At 71.2% G+C, this 16577-nt stretch carries 15 protein-coding genes; 6 read left to right on the forward strand and 9 right to left on the reverse strand.

Translation table 11 applies throughout. From position 1 onward, the window contains the following. Positions 1 to 29 precede the first annotated feature (29 nt). Both ACNYC2_RS28745 and ACNYC2_RS28750 read right to left on the reverse strand, forming a co-directional pair. On the reverse strand, positions 30 to 260 hold the full coding sequence (locus ACNYC2_RS28745) for a hypothetical protein (protein ID WP_419705002.1): 231 nt from the start codon (positions 258 to 260) through the stop codon (positions 30 to 32). A gap of 113 nt (positions 261 to 373) precedes the next feature. Next, entirely contained in the window at positions 374 to 496 is a 123-nt protein-coding gene (locus ACNYC2_RS28750; RefSeq protein ID WP_419705003.1) for a hypothetical protein, read from the reverse strand. A 257-nt stretch (positions 497 to 753) separates the two neighbouring features. Between ACNYC2_RS28750 and ACNYC2_RS28755 the strand changes: the two genes are divergently transcribed. Then, entirely contained in the window at positions 754 to 3060 is a 2307-nt protein-coding gene (locus tag ACNYC2_RS28755; RefSeq protein WP_419705004.1) for an immune inhibitor A domain-containing protein, read from the forward strand. 125 nt (positions 3061 to 3185) lie between these two features. Beyond that, positions 3186 to 4166 (forward strand): Gfo/Idh/MocA family protein, encoded by a 981-nt coding sequence (locus tag ACNYC2_RS28760; protein ID WP_419705005.1) that lies wholly within the window; start codon positions 3186 to 3188, stop codon positions 4164 to 4166. Positions 4167 to 4224: 58 nt separating this feature from the next. Here ACNYC2_RS28760 and ACNYC2_RS28765 read toward each other — a convergent pair whose 3' ends face one another. The 5 genes from ACNYC2_RS28765 to ACNYC2_RS28785 all read right to left on the reverse strand — a co-directional run bounded on the left by ACNYC2_RS28765 (position 4225) and on the right by ACNYC2_RS28785 (position 8457). Beyond that, positions 4225 to 5055 carry an amino acid ABC transporter ATP-binding protein gene (locus tag ACNYC2_RS28765; protein WP_419705006.1) on the reverse strand — a complete coding sequence of 277 codons (831 nt, stop codon included), beginning with the start codon at positions 5053 to 5055 and terminating at the stop codon, positions 4225 to 4227. Beyond that, on the reverse strand, positions 5042 to 5701 hold the full coding sequence (locus ACNYC2_RS28770; protein ID WP_419705007.1) for an amino acid ABC transporter permease: 660 nt from the start codon (positions 5699 to 5701) through the stop codon (positions 5042 to 5044). Before ACNYC2_RS28770 ends, ACNYC2_RS28765 begins: the two co-directional genes overlap by 14 nt. A gap of 44 nt (positions 5702 to 5745) precedes the next feature. Next, positions 5746 to 6543, reverse strand: coding sequence for an amino acid ABC transporter substrate-binding protein (locus tag ACNYC2_RS28775; RefSeq protein ID WP_419705008.1), 798 nt, complete (start codon positions 6541 to 6543; stop codon positions 5746 to 5748). A 79-nt stretch (positions 6544 to 6622) separates the two neighbouring features. Then, positions 6623 to 7537: a helix-turn-helix domain-containing protein gene (locus tag ACNYC2_RS28780; RefSeq protein WP_419705009.1), complete on the reverse strand. Its 915-nt coding sequence runs from the start codon at positions 7535 to 7537 to the stop codon at positions 6623 to 6625. Further along, positions 7534 to 8457: a cation diffusion facilitator family transporter gene (locus ACNYC2_RS28785; RefSeq protein ID WP_419705010.1), complete on the reverse strand. Its 924-nt coding sequence runs from the start codon at positions 8455 to 8457 to the stop codon at positions 7534 to 7536. The genes ACNYC2_RS28780 and ACNYC2_RS28785 overlap by 4 nt, the downstream gene beginning before the upstream one ends. Positions 8458 to 8645: 188 nt before the next feature. On the opposite strand from ACNYC2_RS28785, the gene ACNYC2_RS28790 reads away from it, so the two are divergent. After that, positions 8646 to 9500, forward strand: coding sequence for a class I SAM-dependent methyltransferase (locus ACNYC2_RS28790; protein WP_419705011.1), 855 nt, complete (start codon positions 8646 to 8648; stop codon positions 9498 to 9500). A gap of 153 nt (positions 9501 to 9653) precedes the next feature. Here the strand turns inward: ACNYC2_RS28790 and ACNYC2_RS28795 are convergent, their stop codons facing one another. Continuing rightward, positions 9654 to 13130: a S41 family peptidase gene (locus ACNYC2_RS28795; RefSeq protein WP_419705012.1), complete on the reverse strand. Its 3477-nt coding sequence runs from the start codon at positions 13128 to 13130 to the stop codon at positions 9654 to 9656. A gap of 113 nt (positions 13131 to 13243) precedes the next feature. Between ACNYC2_RS28795 and ACNYC2_RS28800 the strand changes: the two genes are divergently transcribed. After that, the gene (locus ACNYC2_RS28800) at positions 13244 to 14599 is read left to right on the forward strand and encodes an O-acetylhomoserine aminocarboxypropyltransferase/cysteine synthase family protein (RefSeq protein ID WP_419705013.1); all 1356 of its coding nucleotides are present in this window, start codon (positions 13244 to 13246) and stop codon (positions 14597 to 14599) included. Beyond that, positions 14596 to 15078: a CoA-binding protein gene (locus ACNYC2_RS28805; RefSeq protein ID WP_357508237.1), complete on the forward strand. Its 483-nt coding sequence runs from the start codon at positions 14596 to 14598 to the stop codon at positions 15076 to 15078. Before ACNYC2_RS28800 ends, ACNYC2_RS28805 begins: the two co-directional genes overlap by 4 nt. On the opposite strand, the gene ACNYC2_RS28810 is transcribed toward ACNYC2_RS28805, so the two are convergent. Beyond that, a complete protein-coding gene (locus tag ACNYC2_RS28810; RefSeq protein WP_419705014.1) occupies positions 15075 to 15704 on the reverse strand; it encodes a hypothetical protein in 630 nt (209 codons plus the stop codon). The genes ACNYC2_RS28805 and ACNYC2_RS28810 overlap by 4 nt on opposite strands. A 204-nt stretch (positions 15705 to 15908) precedes the next feature. Here ACNYC2_RS28810 and ACNYC2_RS28815 point away from each other — a divergent pair, with 204 nt between their 5' ends. Further along, on the forward strand, positions 15909 to 16553 hold the full coding sequence (locus ACNYC2_RS28815) for a uridine kinase (RefSeq protein ID WP_419705015.1): 645 nt from the start codon (positions 15909 to 15911) through the stop codon (positions 16551 to 16553). The last annotated feature ends 24 nt before the right edge of the window (positions 16554 to 16577 follow it).

Below are 16577 nucleotides of genomic sequence, written 5' to 3' on the forward strand. Positions count from 1 at the left end.
CTCAGGCCCGGGCGGGATCAGCTGTGCGGTCAGAGCGTTCCCTCCTGGTACCGGCGGGCCCACATCTTGATGACGTCCTCCGGAATCTCGATGATGGCCTCGTGGTCGGGGACCTCGCCGACGTCGGCGAGCACCTGGGGGTCGGTCACCTTCCACCCCTGGGCGATGTACGTCACCCGGTCGGTGCGGTCGGTTGCGAAGAGAGTCGGGCTGTTGCCCTCGTTCGACTCAGGGTCCTTGCCGAGGAACCGTGCGCGCATCTTCCTACCTCATCCTTGCTCGGAATCAGGGAAACATTGCCCAGTCATGGTTTAACGACAAGGGCGACGCGTCAAGGGTTGATGTAATAGCACCGGCCGCAGGAAAGGTGCGTCTAGGCCCTAGTCACGAAGGTGAAGGCGCTCGTGGAGAGGGCGAACAGGGCGATGACCGCCCGACGTTGGTCCACGGGTGGCGCGGCGAAGCGCGCTGCGGCGACGGGTCTGCTCGAGGTCATGCTGTACTCCGGCTGCTCGGTGGGCGTAGGTGCACCCGGACGACGAACGAGCCCGGCGGACGGCGACCAACCTACGCGGCGTCGGACCGATTCGATGTACCAATATCAGTCGTGGATCGTGAGCCATTCGTGTGTCCTAGGCAACATTGTCGTAATATTTCCCTGGTTTCCTCCTCCAGGGACAAAGGTGTCCCGCAGGTCCGGCGACACGAATCACCTCCTCGTCCCCGGACGCCGCAACTCTTCACGGAGGAAATATGAACCAACGCATCTGTGCCGTCGGCGCGGGAGCTGCCCTGCTGCTCTCCGCAGCCCTCGTACCGATCACAGCCTCGGCAGCACCCTCCGCCGAGGAGGTGCCGCCGCAGGCGGCGCCCGCGAAGGAGGACAACCGTCCTGACCCGCTCGCGGAGAAGCAGACCGAGAAGCGGCAGCGCGCGGTCGACCTGGTCGCCACCGGCGAGGCCAAGGTCGAGATCCGCGGCAAGGGCGACAGCGCGTCGAAGGTCGTGGAGATCTCGCCTCGCGAGTACGTCGAGTACGGCGTCGAGGAGACGGCGCAGCTCTTCAGCATCCTCGTCGAGTTCGGCGACCAGGCCGACGAGCGCTACCCGGACGCCCCTGCGGGCCCGGTGCACAACGACATCCCGGAGCCGGTGCGCAGCGACAACTCCACCTACTGGGAGCCCAACTTCTCCAGCGAGCACTACAAGGAGATGTTCTTCACCGGCCTGGAGGACCAGGGCGGCGAGTCGTTCGCAGGCATCTACGACGAGATGTCGTCCGGCCGGTTCGACCTGCAGGGCGACGTGTCCGACTGGGTCACCGTGCCGCACAGCACCGCGTCCTACGGCACCACCGAGTCCGGTGAGGACATGACGCGGTTCATCCAGGACACCGCTGACGCCTGGTACGAGCAGCAGGTCGCGGCGGGCAAGACCGCCGAGGAGATCGACGCGTACCTCAAGTCGTTCGACGTCTGGGACCGCTACGACCTGGACGGCGACGGCATCACGTCGGAGCCGGACGGCTACATCGACCACTTCCAGGCGATCCACGCCGGTGAGGGCGAGGAGGCCGGCGCGCCCGAGTCGGCGATCTGGTCCCACCGCTGGTCGGTCAACCAGGGCGGTGTGGGCACCGACGGCCCCGCCGACTACGCGAAGGTCGGCGGCATCAAGATCGGTGACTCCGACCTCTGGATCCGCGACTACACCACGGAGCCGGAGAACGGCGGCCTCGGCGTGTTCGCGCACGAGTTCGGTCACGACCTCGGCCTGCCGGACTACTACGACACCGACGGCGGCGAGAACGGCACCGGCTTCTGGACCCTCATGAGCTCCGGTTCGTGGATGAGCCACGGCGAGGGCACCATCGGCACGACGCCGAACCACATGGGCGCCACCGAGAAGCTGTTCCTGGGCTGGCTCGACTACGAGGTGGTGGAGCCGGGTGACACCGAGCGCGTGAAGCTCGGCCCGTCGTACCACGCCACCACGCGCGAGCAGGCGGCGATCGTGAACCTGCCGGACGGCGTCGCGAAGGAGGACCTGGGGGTCGCTCCGGTCGACGGCCAGTTCGTCTACTCGGGCAAGGCCGACGACCTGAACAACACGATCGCTTCGCCGTCGTTCACCGTGCCGGCGGGCGGCTCGCTGACCGCCAAGGTCCAGTACGCCATCGAGGCGGACTTCGACTACGCGTTCGCGGAGGTCTCCACGGACGGCGGCACCTCGTGGACGTCCGTGGCGACCAACCTCTCCACGGACGAGGACCCGAACGGCACCAACCCGGGCAACGGCATCACGGGCAGCTCGGACGGCGCGTGGGTCGATCTGACGGCCGACCTTTCCGCGTACGCCGGCCAGACGGCGTCCGTCCGGTTCCGCTACTCGACCGACGGCGGCACCACCGAGACGGGCTTCATGGTGGACACCGTCGCCGTGGGCACCGCGCTGACCGAGGACTTCGAGGACTCGTCGGACTGGACCGCCGAGGGCTTCCAGACGGTCGCTGCCGACGGGACCTACGAGGTCGAGTTCTCGCACTACTACGTGGCCGAGAACCGCGTGTACGGCGGCTACGACAAGACGCTCCAGGAGGGTCCGTACAACTACGGCTGGACCTTCTCCAACAGCAACCGCGTGGAGCACTACCCCTACCAGGACGGTCTGCTGATCTGGTACGTGAACAGCCGGTACAGCGACAACAACGTGTCGCAGCACCCGGGCCACGGCCAGGCGCTCCCGGTCGACGCGCGTCCGCAGGTGATGAAGTGGTCGGACGGCACGATCGCCCGCCCCCGCATCCAGTCCTTCGACGCGACCTTCGGGCTGCAGCGGACCGACAAGCTCTCGCTGCACCGCGAGGTGTCGGAGACCGAGCTGACCCGCCTGGTCAAGGACAAGCAGGTTCCGGTGTGGACGTTCGACGACACCAACCCCCAGGCGTACTGGAAGAAGAGCAGCCCGGGTAACTCGGTGATCGTCGGTGGAACCGGCACCACGATCAAGGTCCTCACGCAGGACACCAAGAAGGGCCACATGACCATCCAGGTCAACTGACCCCAGTTCCCCGCGAAGTAGAGCGCCTGTCCGAGTCTCCCCGGTAACGCCGGGGAACACGGACAGGCGCTCTACTTCGCGGACCTCCACCTCGGCGTATCGGTGAGGGCACTACGCTCGAACGCATGACACACCTGCGATGGGGCATCCTGGCGGCCGGCGGGATCGCCGCGGCCTTCACTTCAGACCTGAACGACAACGGCTTCACCGTGCAGGCGGTGGGGTCCCGGTCCCTGGAGAAGGCGCGAGCCTTCGCCGACCGCTTCGGCATCCCGACGGCGCACGGCTCGTACGAGAACCTCGTGAACGACCCCGAGGTCGACATCGTCTACATCGCCACGCCGCACCCGATGCACGCCGAGGCCGCGAAGCTCGCGCTGGAGGCCGGCAAGCACGTGCTGGTCGAGAAGCCGTTCACGGTCAACGCCGCCGAGGCGCGCGAGGTCATGGACCTCGCCGAGGAGAAGGGCCTCGTCGCGCTCGAGGCCATGTGGACCCGGTTCCTGCCGCACATGGCGCGCGTGCGCGAGATCATCGCCTCGGGCGTGCTCGGCGAGGTCCGCACCCTGATGGTGGACCACACCCAGGACCTGCCCGACGACCCGGCGCACCGCATCAACGACCTGGCGCTCGGCGGCGGTTCGCTGCTCGACCTGGGCATCTACCCCGTCTCGTTCGCCTGGGACGTGTTCGGTGAGCCGCTCACCGTGCAGTCGCACGCGACGTTCAAGGAGACGGGCGCGGACGCCACCATCGCCACGATCTTCGGGTACGACGGCGCTCGGGTCGCCACCACCGTCTCGGCGTCGGACACCAGGGGCCCCAACCGGGCCTCGATCCTGGGCACCGACGGGCGCATCGAGATCGACGCCGTCTGGTACAGCCAGACGACCGTTCACGTGTACGACGCCGAGGGCACCGAGACCGAGACGTTCACCGCCGAGATCACCGGCCGCGGCATGCAGTTCCAGGCAGCCGAGGCCGAGCGCCTGGTCGCGGCCGGCGAGATCGACAGCCCGCTCCTCCCGCGCGAGGAGACGGTGGCGATCATGGCCACGCTGGACACGATCCGCGAGCAGATCGGCCTGAAGTACCCGGGCGAGTGATCTCGCCACAGTTCTACTTCGCCCTGGTTCTACCTGGCGGCGCTCGAGTACTGAGGGTCTAGTCGAGGGGGTGCAGGACCCGGTCGAGGAAGCGGCGGGTGCGCTCCTCGGCCGGGTTGCTGAAGATCTGTGCGGGAGCACCCCGCTCGACCACCACGCCGCCGTCGAGGAACAGCACCTCGGTCGCGACCTGGCGCGCGAACTGCAGCTCGTGCGTCACCACCACCATGGTCCAGCCCTCGTCCGCGAGCTCCTTCATCACGGTCAGCACCTCGCCCACGAGCTCGGGGTCGAGGGCCGACGTCGGCTCGTCGAACAGCAGGAGGTCCGGCTCGAGCGCCAGCGCGCGCACGATGCCGACGCGCTGCTGCTGCCCGCCGGACAGCTCGTGCGGGTAGGCGTCGCGCTTGTCCGCGAGCCCGACGCGGTCCAGGAGCTCCTCGGCGCGGCCGACCGCCGTCGCGCGGGGGATCCGCTTGACCTGCGTCGGGCCCTCGATCACGTTCTCCAGGACCGTGCGGTGCGGGAACAGGTTGTGGTGCTGGAACACCATGGCGGACCGGTCCCGCAGGGCGGCACGGTTCGCCTTCGCCAGGCGCGCGCCGGCGCGCCGGGCACCCCAGCCGCCGCCCGCCGCGGCGGCCTGGGCGCCGAAGTCGACGGTGGGGCCGCCGTCCAGCTCCAGCAGCCCGGCGTCGGGCGTCTCGAGCCCGTTGAGCGAGCGCAGGACCGTCGTCTTGCCGCTGCCCGACGCACCGATCAGCGCGACCACCTCGCCGCGCCGGACCTCCAGGTCCACCCCGCGCAGCACGTGGTTGGTGCCGAACGACTTCTGGATGCCGCGGGCGGTCAGGAGGTTCGTGATCGGGGCGTCCTCAGTGGGCGACATACCGGTCCAGCCTCTTCTCGATAGCGTTCTGGCCGGCGGCGAGCACCGTGCAGAACATCCAGTAGATCAGGGCCGCCTCGGCGTAGATCAGAAGGAACTCGTTGGAGGACGCGGCGATCTCCTGCGCCTTGCGGAACATCTCCGTCACCAGGATCACCACGGCCAGCGACGTGTCCTTGACGAGCGAGATGAACGTGTTCGACAGCGGAGGCACCGAGACGCGCGCGGCCTGCGGCAGGATGACCCGGCCCAGCGTCCTGGCCGGCGACATGCCTACCGTCCAGCCCGCCTCCCACTGTCCCTTGGGCACGGACAGGATCGCCGCGCGGATCACCTCGGCCGCGTAGCCGCCCACGTTCAGGGAGAACGCGGTGATGGCCGCGGGCCACGGGTCGAAGAGGATCCCCAGCTTCGGCATGCCGTAGAAGATGATGAACAGCTGCACCAGGAGCGGCGTGCCACGGATCAGCGAGATGTACGCGCGGCCGACCCACGACAGCACCGGGTTCGGTGACAGCTGCAGCAGCGCCACGACGAGCGCGATCACCAGCCCGAAGGCGAACGACACGAGGGCGAGCGGGATGGTGCCGATGAGTGCGCCCCGCAGGAGCGGCCAGAACGAGTCGACGGCGAGCTGCCAGTCCATGTATCCCTCTCCCCGCGATCAGCGGAGACGTATGGCGCGGAGCGTTACTCGGAGACGTCCTCGCCGAAGTACTTCTCGCCCAGCTCCGCGAGGGTGCCGTCCGCGCGCAGCTCGTCCAGGGCGCCGTCGATCGCCGTGGCGAGAGCCTGGCGCTCGGGCGTCACGACGAACGCCGACTGCGACTCCTCCTCGGTCTCCGCGGCGACCTTGATGCCCGAGGCGTCCTCGGTGTTCGCGTAGTCGAGGTAGGTCAGGCTGTCGTTGATCGTGGCGTCCACGCGGCCCTCCTCCAGCAGCGCCACGGCCTGTGCCCAGCCCTCGACGGCCTCGACCTGCGCACCGTTCTCCTTGGCGAGGTCGTTCCAGTTGCTCGTGAGCGACTGGGCGGTGGTCTTGCCGTCGAGGTCGGCGAAGCTCGTGATGTCGTTGTTGTCAGCGGGCACGACGAGCACGCCGGTGGAGACCGTGTACGGCGTCGAGAAGACGTAGTCGGCCTCGCGCTCCGGGGTGATGGTCACCTGGTTCGCGATCGTGTCGAAGCGGCCCGCGTCGAGGCCCGCGAAGATCGCGTCCCACTGGGTCTCCTGGAACTCGATCTCCACGCCGAGCTTCTCGGCGACGGCCTCGGCGACCTCGACGTCGTAGCCGACCAGCTTGTCGGACTCGTCGTGGTAGCTGAACGGCCGGTACGTGCCCTCGGTGGCGACGGTCAGCGTGTCGCCGGACACCAGTCCCAGCTCCTCGCCGGCGCCGCCGGGCTCGCCGGAGCTGCCGCAGCCGGTCAGGGCCAGGAGGGCAGCAGAGGCTGCGGCGGCCGTGAGGAGGATGCGGGTGCGAGACATGGTGGAGGCTCCGTTCGACGGTTGGCACACATCGACATTGCCGATGCGCGCCCCAAAACTAACTGATAGTCGCGGGAACTCACACACGCTCGCCCCGACGCCACCGGTCAGGGGTGGTCCCGTACCGGTCCTTGAACCGCCGGACCAGGTAGGTGGCGTCACGCAGGCCGGTCCGGGCGGCCACGACACCGAGCGGCAGATCGGTGTCGCGGAGCATCCGGCGCACCTCGGTCATGCGGCGCTCGGTGATCCAGTCGAGCAGCGTGCGACCCGTCCGTTCGCGGACGACGGTGGTCAGGTGCCCGGGTGTGTAGCCCAGCGCCCGCGCGACGTCGGACGCCGACACCGGCTCCCGGAACGTCGCCTCGATCTCGTCGAAGACGCGCGTCACCAGCGGGTGGGGCGAGGTGACGGCGGACGGCGCCAGGCGGGCCGCCGCGACGAGGATCCGGGTCAGCACGGCCGACGCCGCCTCGCGTGCCCCCAGCCGGCCCGGCTCCGCCAGCTCCTCCTCGAGCTCCGTCAGCCACCCGGACCAGCGGGGACGTTCGGCGTCCGGGACCTTGGCGCCGGCGCCGTCGGGCGGCGGCGCGAGGGCGAACAGCGCGAGGATCGGGTGGTGCGCCCAGGCGAGGGGCGACACGGACGCGAGCGAGGGGACGGCGTCGGGCGTGAACGCGACGCTCCAGGCCCGGCAGTGGTGCAGGTCCGTCAGCGCGGAGCCGATCGCCTGCCCCGGCGGGATGGCGTGCACGTCGCCGTCGTGCAGCGGTGTGTGCCGGCCGCCCAACGCGATGGTGCCCCCGCCCCGCTCGACGTAGACGAGCACGAGGAAGTCGTGCGCGTGCCTGTGGTCCGGCGGGACGTGCGGGTGATCGACGTCGAAGTCGATCCGGGTGACCTGCACCGGCAGCGCGCCCGGTCGCGTCGGGTGCCGGTACACGGGCGTGCCGTCCGGGCGGACTGTGCGCAGGCGAGACTCGGTGCGCGTCACCGGTCGTCCGGCACCGCGGGTGTCAGGACCGCGTCGACGATCTGCGGGATGCGTTCGAGCTGCTCCTCGAGGTCGCGCAGCCGGACCGCCACGTGCGACTCGGACTCGTCGCCGGGCAGGTCGATGCTGGCGACCAGCAGGATCTGCCGCGGGCCGACGAACTCGAGCCGCAGCCGGCCCACCCGGTGGACCCCGGGCAGGGCCTCGATCTGCTCGCGGACCGCCTGATGGATCCGCTCGTCCGCCACCTCGCCGGTCAGGAACCGCCGGTTGCGGTCGAACAGCACCACCGCGACCACGCACAGCAGCGCCCCGACGAGGATCGAGCCGAGCGCGTCGTACCGGCCGTCGCCGGTCACCTGGTGCAGCGCCATACCGCCGCCCGCGATGACGAGGCCGACGAGAGCCGCGGCGTCCTCGGCGAGCACCGCGCGCAGCGTCGGGTCCGAGGTGGCCAGCGCATGGTCGAGCAGGTCCCGCCCGAGCGCCCGCGCCTCCCTCCGGGTGCGCCGGTACGCCTGCAGGAACGAGACCCCCTCGAGGCAGAAGGCGACGGCGAGCACAATGTACCCGACGGTGTAGGAGCCGGTCTCGCCCGTCGCATCGAACTCCTGGATGCCGTGATAGACGGACACCACACCGCCGGCGACGAAGAGCCCGAGCGCGGCGAGCATCGACCAGACGTAGGCCTCCCGGCCGTAGCCGAGCGGGCGGTCCGTGTCCGGCGCGCGGCCCGACTTCCGCTCGGCGACCAGGAGGAACACCTCGTTGCCGGTGTCCGCCCAGGAGTGGGCGGCCTCCGCCACCATCGACGCCGATCCGGTCAGGACCGCCGCGATCGTCTTGGCCGTCGCCACCGCGAAGTTGGCGGTGAAAGCGATCACCACGGTCAGCGCCGAGCCGCCCCTGTCCCGCGCCATGTGTTCCCCCTTCGTCGCGACCCGTTCGACGCTACCGCCGTCCCGGCCGGAGTGCTCGCCCTCGGCGGGCGGGCCGATCCGATCGGCGAGACCGAGGATCGTGCTACCGCCGCCGACTTCCGTGCTGCTCCCGGTCCGCAGAACGTCCGATGCTGGAGTGCGGCGGGACCTGCGCGGCGGCGATCCGTGTGCGCACCCGCATCACCACCCGCATCACCACCCGCATCACCACCCGCATCACCACCCGCATCACCACCCGCATCACCACCCGCATCACCACCCGCATCACCACCCGACGGAAGGCCTCCCGGATGAACCCGACCGTGCAGATCCTCGACCACCGCACCCCCGAGGAACGTGAGCGCGAGTTCCTGCCCGGCATGGGCAAGCCCTGGTTGCTCCCCTTCTACGACCTGTTCTCGCGCCGCGTCGGAGCGCGCGCCCTGCACGAGCGTGCCGCGGCGCTCGCGGGCGTCGCGCCCGGCCAGTCCGTGCTCGACGTCGGCTGCGGCACCGCGAACCTGGCGCTCACCGTGCTGCGTGCGCAGCCGGCCGCGCGCGTCACCGGCCTCGACCCCGACGCCGGAGCGCTGCGCGTCGCAGCCCGCAAGGCGACCCGGCGCCGGGTGCCGATCACGCTCGTGCAGGGCTTCGCCGACCGGCTCCCGAACGCGGACGGGTCGCTCGAACACATCGTGTCGGCGCTCGCGCTGCACCATGTGCCCGAGGCGGGCCGGGTCCGGTTCGCCAGCGAGGCCGCTCGGGTGCTTCGCCCTGGTGGGAAGGTCACGATCGTGGACTTCGGGGGCGCGGCCGGTGCGGACGGCTCGGACCACGGCGGGCACGGGCATGGTGGGCACGGGCACGGTGGGCACGGCTGGCGCGGCCATGGCCACCGTGGTGGGCACGACAGGCCGCGCGGGCACGGCCCGGCCGACCTGGTGCGCCTCCTCACGGACGCCGGGTTCGCCGACGTCCGTGAGGTGGAGCACGTGGAGCACCGCTTCGGGCCGATCGCGTTCGTCCAGGCGACGCGGCCCTGATGGGCCGGCCGCCATCGTTGATCGGGTGCCACCGTTGGTCGGCGCCACCGTTGGTCGAGCCTGTCGAGACCTGTCTCGTACGAGCTCAGGGTCTCGACAGGCTCGACCAACGGGGGGTCTCGACAGGCTCGACCAACGGATTGGCGTTGGGGGTCAGCGGCGGCGGACCTGCGGCTCCGGCATCGCGGGCGGGGCCGCGGCGGGGCGCTCCGCGAGCCGGCGGAACGCCTCGGCCATACCGGCGTCGAGCTGCGGGTCGACGTCGGAGAAGTAGTCCGCCGGCGTGTGCCGCACCTCGATATCGGGGTCGACGCCGTGGTTCTCGACGCCGAAACCCTTGCCCTCGAGCCAGAAGGCGTACCGCGGCTGGGTGATGCCCGTGCCGTCCACGAGGTCGAAGCGACCGTCGATGCCGACCACACCACCCCAGGTCCGGACGCCGACCACCGGTCCGACGTCGAGCGCCTGCGCGGCCGCGTTGACGATGTCGCCGTCGGATCCGGCGTACTCGTTGGTGACCAGCACCACCGGCCCGCGCGGGGCTCGGTCCGGGTAGGAGCTGGGACGGTCGTAGTGCCGGTTCAGGCCCCAGCCGGCGACGCGCGCCGCGAGGCGTGCGATCACGAGCTGCGACGTGTGACCACCGCCGTTGAACCGCACGTCCACGACCATGCCCTCGCAGTCGGTGGCGAGCCGGAGGTCGCGGTGCAGCTGCGCCCAGCCGGTGCTCATCATGTCCGGGACGTGCACGTACCCGAGGCGGCCGCCGGACTTCTCGGCGACGTACTCGCGGCGCGACCGTACCCAGTCCTGGTAGCGCAGGTCGGCCTCGTTCGCGAGGGGCACGACGACGACGCGACGGTCGGCGGTCCTCGCCTGGTCGCCGTCCGAAGCAGCACCGTCCGACGCACCGTCGTCCGGCCCGACGGCGGGTCGGCGCAGGGTCAGCTCGACCGGGATCTCGGCCGCTCCGACCAGGTTCGCCGACGGGCCTGCCGTCGGGTCCACCGGCCGCCCGTCCACCGCGACGATCAGGTCGCCGGGCTGGGCGTCGACCCCCGCGGCGCGCAGGGGCGACCGCGCCCCCGGGTCCGACGACTCGCTCGGCAGGACGCGGTCGATCCGCCAGCCGTCGGCGGTGCGGGAGAGGTCCGCGCCGAGCAGGCCGAGCCTGCGGGACGTGTCGCCCGGCTCGTGCGGCTTGCGCACGTACGCGTGCGACGTGTTGAGCTCGGCGACGGTCTCCCAGAGCACGTCCACGAGGTCGTCGAGCGTGGCGACCCGGTCGACCAGGTGGCGCCAGCGGGCCACCACACCGTCCCAGTCGACGCCGTTCATGTCCGCCCGCCAGTAGTGGTCGCGCATGATGCGGGCGTTCTCGTCGAACATCTGGTGCCACTGCGCGCGGGGGTCCACCTCGTAGCGGACGCGCGAGAGGTCGATGTCGAAGGCACCGGGGTCGTCGTCGCCCGGCTTGCTCGTCGCGGACTGTGTGCTGAGCCCGTACCCGGTACGGATCACCACCCGCTCGCCGTCGCCCGACACCGCGTAGGCGCCGACCTTCTCCGCGACGTCCGTGGCCTTGCGCGCCTCGAACGACCAGAACTGCAGCACGTTGGGTACGGGGTCGGCCTCCGAGCCCGCGTGGCGCGAGCCGAGCACACCGGCGTCGTCGGTCTCGTGGATCCAGAGCACCCCGCCCTTGGCCGCGAGCAGGTCGCGGTAGCGGCCCGACACGACCGGGAACGGCACCACGCGCTCCTCGGCACCGTCGAAGTCGATGTCGGGCGAGGCGTTCTCGACCTTGTGCTTCTTGTCGGTCGCCTCGCCGGCGTCTTCCGTCCGGTCGCCGTCCTTGCCGGTGTCCTTACCGGTGTCCTTGTCGTCGTCCTTGTCCTCGGGCTTGGCCAGGCGCCATCCGTCGGCGCTCGGGCCGAACGGCGCCGGCTCGGTGGCTGCCAGCGGGATGAGCCACGGCCGGGTGGCGGCGCTGAAGGACAGGGCGAACTCGTGGGAGTCGTAGGACGGGTCGAACGTGCGGTCCGAGAGGAACACCACGTACTTGCCGTCGTCGCTGAACGCGGGGGAGAAGTCGTGGAACCGGCCGGAGGTCAGGGCCGTCGCCGCGGGGTTCTCGGCGTGCAGGTCCGCGACGAGGAGCTGGTGGTGGTCACCCTCGCTGCCCGTGGGGCTGGACCAGACGAGGTACCGCCCGTCCGGGGAGAACGTCGGCGACGCGGCCTCTCCGTTGCCCGACCGGCCGAGCGCGGTGATCGTGCCGGGTGCGACGGCATCGGCGTCGTCCGCGCCGTCGCCGTCCGAACCGTCCACGGCGGGCATGGAGACCAGGCTGATGCGACCGTCGTGCGAGACGGCCGCCACCTTGTCTCCCGCCGGGCTCGCGGCGAGGTGCAGCACCCGACCGAGCTCGCCGGCGGCGAAGCGCTGGGGCTCGACGTCCGGGCTGTCGGTGGAGGCACCGGGCAGGGCGTGGACCTCGAGCGCGTCCTCCCGGCTCTCGCCCTGCGCGGTGCTGCGGGGCGCGTCCGTCACGACGACCGCGCGTCCGGTGTCGCCGAGCAGCACGGGCTCCCGCACACGGACCGACGGGTCGGCCACGAGCGCCCGGGCCGGACCCGCGCGATGGGTCACCCAGTACGCGGTACCGAGCCAGCCGACGACGCTCGCGTCGCCGGTCCTGTCCACGGCCAGGCCGTCGATGCTGGCGTGGCTCGATTCCGGGTCGGCCCAGTACGGCTGCGGCAGCGCGCCGGTGAGCGTGATGTCGAGCCGGCGCGGGGTGCCGTCGAGGCCGTCGAGCAGCCACAGGTCGCCGCGGCTGTGCCACACGATGCGTGAGCCGTCCGACGTGGCGTCGCGGACGTAGCCCTCCGCCTCCGACTGGGTCGTGAGCTGTCGCGGTTCCGGGGTCTCCGTGCCGGTCGCGAGGCCGTCGAGCACCCACAGGTTCGCCTGCTCGTCGGCGTGGTCCGGGAACGTGGCCCCGCGGTCCGACGTGAACACCAGAGCGTCGCCGATCCAGTGCGGGTCGTAGACGCCTGCCTCGTCGTCGGGCAGCGGGCGCTCCCAGTCGCCCGAACCGCGGTCGATCCAGAGCACCGAGGCCGTGCCGCCCCGGTACCGCTTCCAGTATGCGGGGGTCCGGTAGCCGGCGGAGACGAGGGCCGTGGTGCGCCTGCCGTCCGGACCCTCGTGCTCGGCCACGCCCCAGGACGGCCCGTAGCGCGGGGTCTCGACGGTGCCGTCGAGGCCCACCGCGCGCACCACGGTCAGCGAGCGCTCGTGCGCTCCGGCGTTGGAGGCGACGAGCACGCGCCCGGCGTCGTCCCAGCCGAGCACCATGGTGGTGGTTCCGCCGAGCCAGGTGAGGCGCCGCGTGGCGCCGTCGGCGAGCTCGACCACATAGGCCTCGGGGTGCCCGTCCTTGTGCGACACATAGGCGAGACGCGTTCCGTCGGGGGAGAAGCGCGGGGTGGCCGCGGGGGCGTGATCGCTGGTCAGACGCCACGCGCGGCCGCCGGAGACCGGGGCCAGCCAGACGTCGTCGTCGGCTACGAAGGCCACCTGGTCGCCATGGACATGAGGGAAGCGGAGATAGGGCTGGGTCACCGGTTCAACGTACTCGCGCGGTCCGACACGCGTCATCGGAAATCGCTCAGGGCAGCAGGCGAGGCGGCGGGTGCTGCTCCGAGGCCCCCATCCGGGCCACTACGGTGAGAACGATGACCGAGCACACCTTCGGGTTCCGCACGCGGGCCCTGCACGCGGGGGGTATCCCCGACGCGGCGACCGGGGCACGGGCGGTGCCGATCTACCAGACCACGTCGTTCGTCTTCCGGGACACCGAGGACGCCGCGAACCTCTTCGCGCTGCAGAAGTACGGCAACATCTACTCGCGCATCGGCAACCCCACGGTCGCGGCGCTCGAAGAGCGCATCGCGTCGCTGGAGGGCGGCATCGGCGCCGTCGCCACGGCGTCGGGTATGTCCGCCGAGTTCATCACCTTCGCCGCGCTCGTCGGGTCGGGCGACCATGTGGTCGCTTCCGCGCAGCTGTACGGCGGGACCGTGACGCAGCTCGACGTGACGCTGCGCCGGTTCGGGGTGGAGACCACCTTCGTGCCGGGCACCGACCCCGCCGACTACGCGGCCGCGATCACGCCCGAGACCAAGGTCCTGTACACCGAGGTCGTCGCGAACCCCTCGGGCGAGGTCGCCGACCTCGAAGGGCTCGCCGAGGTGGCCCACGCCGCCGGCATCCCGCTGGTCGTGGACGCGACGCTCGCGACGCCTTACCTCGTGCGCCCGATCGAGCACGGCGCCGACATAGTGATCCACTCGGCGACGAAGTTCCTCGGCGGGCACGGCACCACGCTCGGCGGTGTGGTCGTGGAGTCCGGCCGGTTCGACTGGGGCAACGGGAAGTTCCCGCAGATGACCGAGCCCGTCCCGTCCTACGGGAACGTGAGCTGGTGGGCGAACTTCGGCGAGTACGGGTTCCTCACCAAGCTGCGGTCCGAGCAGCTGCGTGACATCGGCCCCGCGCTCTCGGCACAGTCCGCGTTCCAGCTGCTGCAGGGAGTGGAGACGCTGTCGTACCGCCTGGACGCGCACCTGGCGAACGCCCGGGCCGTCGCCGAGTGGCTCGACACCGACCCGCGGGTCTCGTACGTGCTCTGGGCCGGCCTGCCGTCGCACCCGCACCACGAGCGGGCGCAGAAGTACCTGCCGCTCGGGCCGGGTTCGGTCTTCGCGTTCGGCCTGCAGGTCCCCTCGGCAACGGGCCTGCCCGACGGCGCGACCATCCCCGAAGTCGGTGGCGCGCCCGACGGCCGGGACGCCGGCCGGCGGTTCATCGAGTCGCTGCAGCTCGCGTCGCACCTGGCGAACGTCGGCGACTCCCGCACGCTGGTCATCCACCCGGCGTCGACGACGCACCAGCAGCTGAGCAGCGAGCAGCTCGAGGCAGCGGGCGTGCCCGAGGACCTCATCCGTATTTCCGTGGGGCTGGAGGACGTCGAGGACATCCTCTGGGACCTCGACCAGGCCCTGACCAAGGCGACGGGAGCGAACCGATGAGCGAGACCTGGCAGGGGCCGAGCCTCCAGGACCGCATGCGGATCCTGCGTACGACCACCTCGGTCGCGATCGTCGGGGCGTCGGAGAACCCTGCGCGCGCGAGCTACTTCGTGGCGTCATACCTGCTCTCCTCCTCTTCGTACGACGTGTACTTCGTGAACCCCCGAGCGACCGAGATCCACGGCCACCCCGTGTACCCGAGCCTGGCCGACCTGCCCGTGGTGCCCGACCTCGTCGACGTCTTCCGGCGCCACGACGACCTGCCGGGCGTGCTGGACGAGACGGTGGCCGTCGGTGCCAAGACGCTCTGGCTGCAGCTCGGCCTGTGGCACGAGGACGTGGCGCGTGGGGCCGAGGCCGCCGGGCTGGACGTGGTGATGAACCGGTGCCTCAAGATCGAGCACGCGCGATTCCACGGTGGGCTGCACCTGGCAGGGTTCGACACCGGCGTGATCAGCTCCCGGCGCGCCGACCACTAGAGCCGCGCCCCGCCGTCCCGGGCGTGCGGCGTGCGCGACGGACCCCACCGCAGGCGCCACCAGCTGCCGGACTCCCGCACGTCCGCGCTGTCCGCCGCGATCTCGTCGGGCTCGGGCCAGCGGGGTCGGGTGCCGTCCCGCCCCAGCCGGCCGGCCAGCCACGCCCAGAGCGCGGGATGCCGCGCGGCTCGTGCGTCGGCGTCGGTGCGGCCGCCCTCGAACCGCACGTAGACCGCGGTGACGCTGACGCCCTCGTCGAGTGTCCCGTAGCCGCCCACCCACACCCGTGCCTTGATCCGTCGCGGCTCCCTGGTGATGGCGTGCGTGACCTGTTCGAGCGTGGGCCCGCCGCAGAAGCTCCGTGCCAGGGCCTGGGCCGGGAACGTGGTGCCGATCAGGTGGGCGTCGATCGGATCGCCGAGCAGGACGGCGAAGCTGCCGCCGTCGGCGCGCCCCGCCCAGGGCACGAGGTTCTCCACGACCCGGTACGCGGGAGGGCGGAGCAACCAGCCCGGTGAGTCGTCGTGGGCGGTGGCGGTCCCGGGCACCTGACGGCGGTCGCGGTCCTGTCGGCGTGCGCTCAGGTCGATGACCGGTGCGTCCCGGACTTCCCGTGCTCCTGGCATGTGTCCCCCTGCCGGACGGCCTGCGGTCGGTGGTGCTCGGCACCTGTCTCGGCACCTGTCTCGGCACGATCCTCGACCGGTCGGGAACGTCCTGGAGGTAGCCGTCCGCGATCTGTGGACGAAGGGCCGCGAAGACCTCCTGTGGTCGCGCTCGTCCAGTTGGAAACCCGTCAGGAGGGCCGGACGCCATAGAGTCAGACCTCGATGAGCACACGCGTAGAACCGGTCAGCGAGGCGCTTCTCGTCGAGCGGGTCGTCCAGCTCGTCCTCGCGCGCGCGGAAGGCCCGGGCGACCAGGACGCCGCCGGGACACCGCTCCGCCTGCTCGTCGACGGGCACCCGTCCACGCACCCCGACCTGCTGGCCGACGCGCTGGTCGTGCCGCTCGAGGCCGCCGGCCGTCCCGTGGCACGGGTCGGTGTCAGGGGCTTTCTCCGCCCACGGTCCCTCCGGCTCGAACGAGGGCGTGAGGACTCCGACAGCCTGCTCCACGACTGGATCGACGTCGGAGCGCTGAACCGTGAGGTGCTGACGCGTGTCGTCGACCGGCAGGAGTACCTGCCGAGCCTGCGCGACCCCGACACCGACCGCGCCACCCGGGTCGGCTACGCATCCGCCGCACCCGGGACCGTCGTCGTGCTCGACGGGGCGCTCACCGTCGGACGCGGGCTCGACGTCGACCTGGTGGTGCACCTCGCGCTCAAGCCGGCGACGCTCCGCCGTCGGACGCCGCCCGCCGAGGCCTGGACCCTTCCCGCCTACGAGCGCTACGCCGAGGAGATCGAGGGCGCACCGGACCTGGTGGTCCGGGTCGACCACCCGGACCACCCGGCCCTCGTGCACACCTGAGTCAGCGCACCAGTGAGTCAGTGC

The organism is Promicromonospora sp. NFX87 (genome assembly GCF_048564965.1).
In the GTDB taxonomy this organism is placed as follows: domain Bacteria; phylum Actinomycetota; class Actinomycetes; order Actinomycetales; family Cellulomonadaceae; genus Promicromonospora.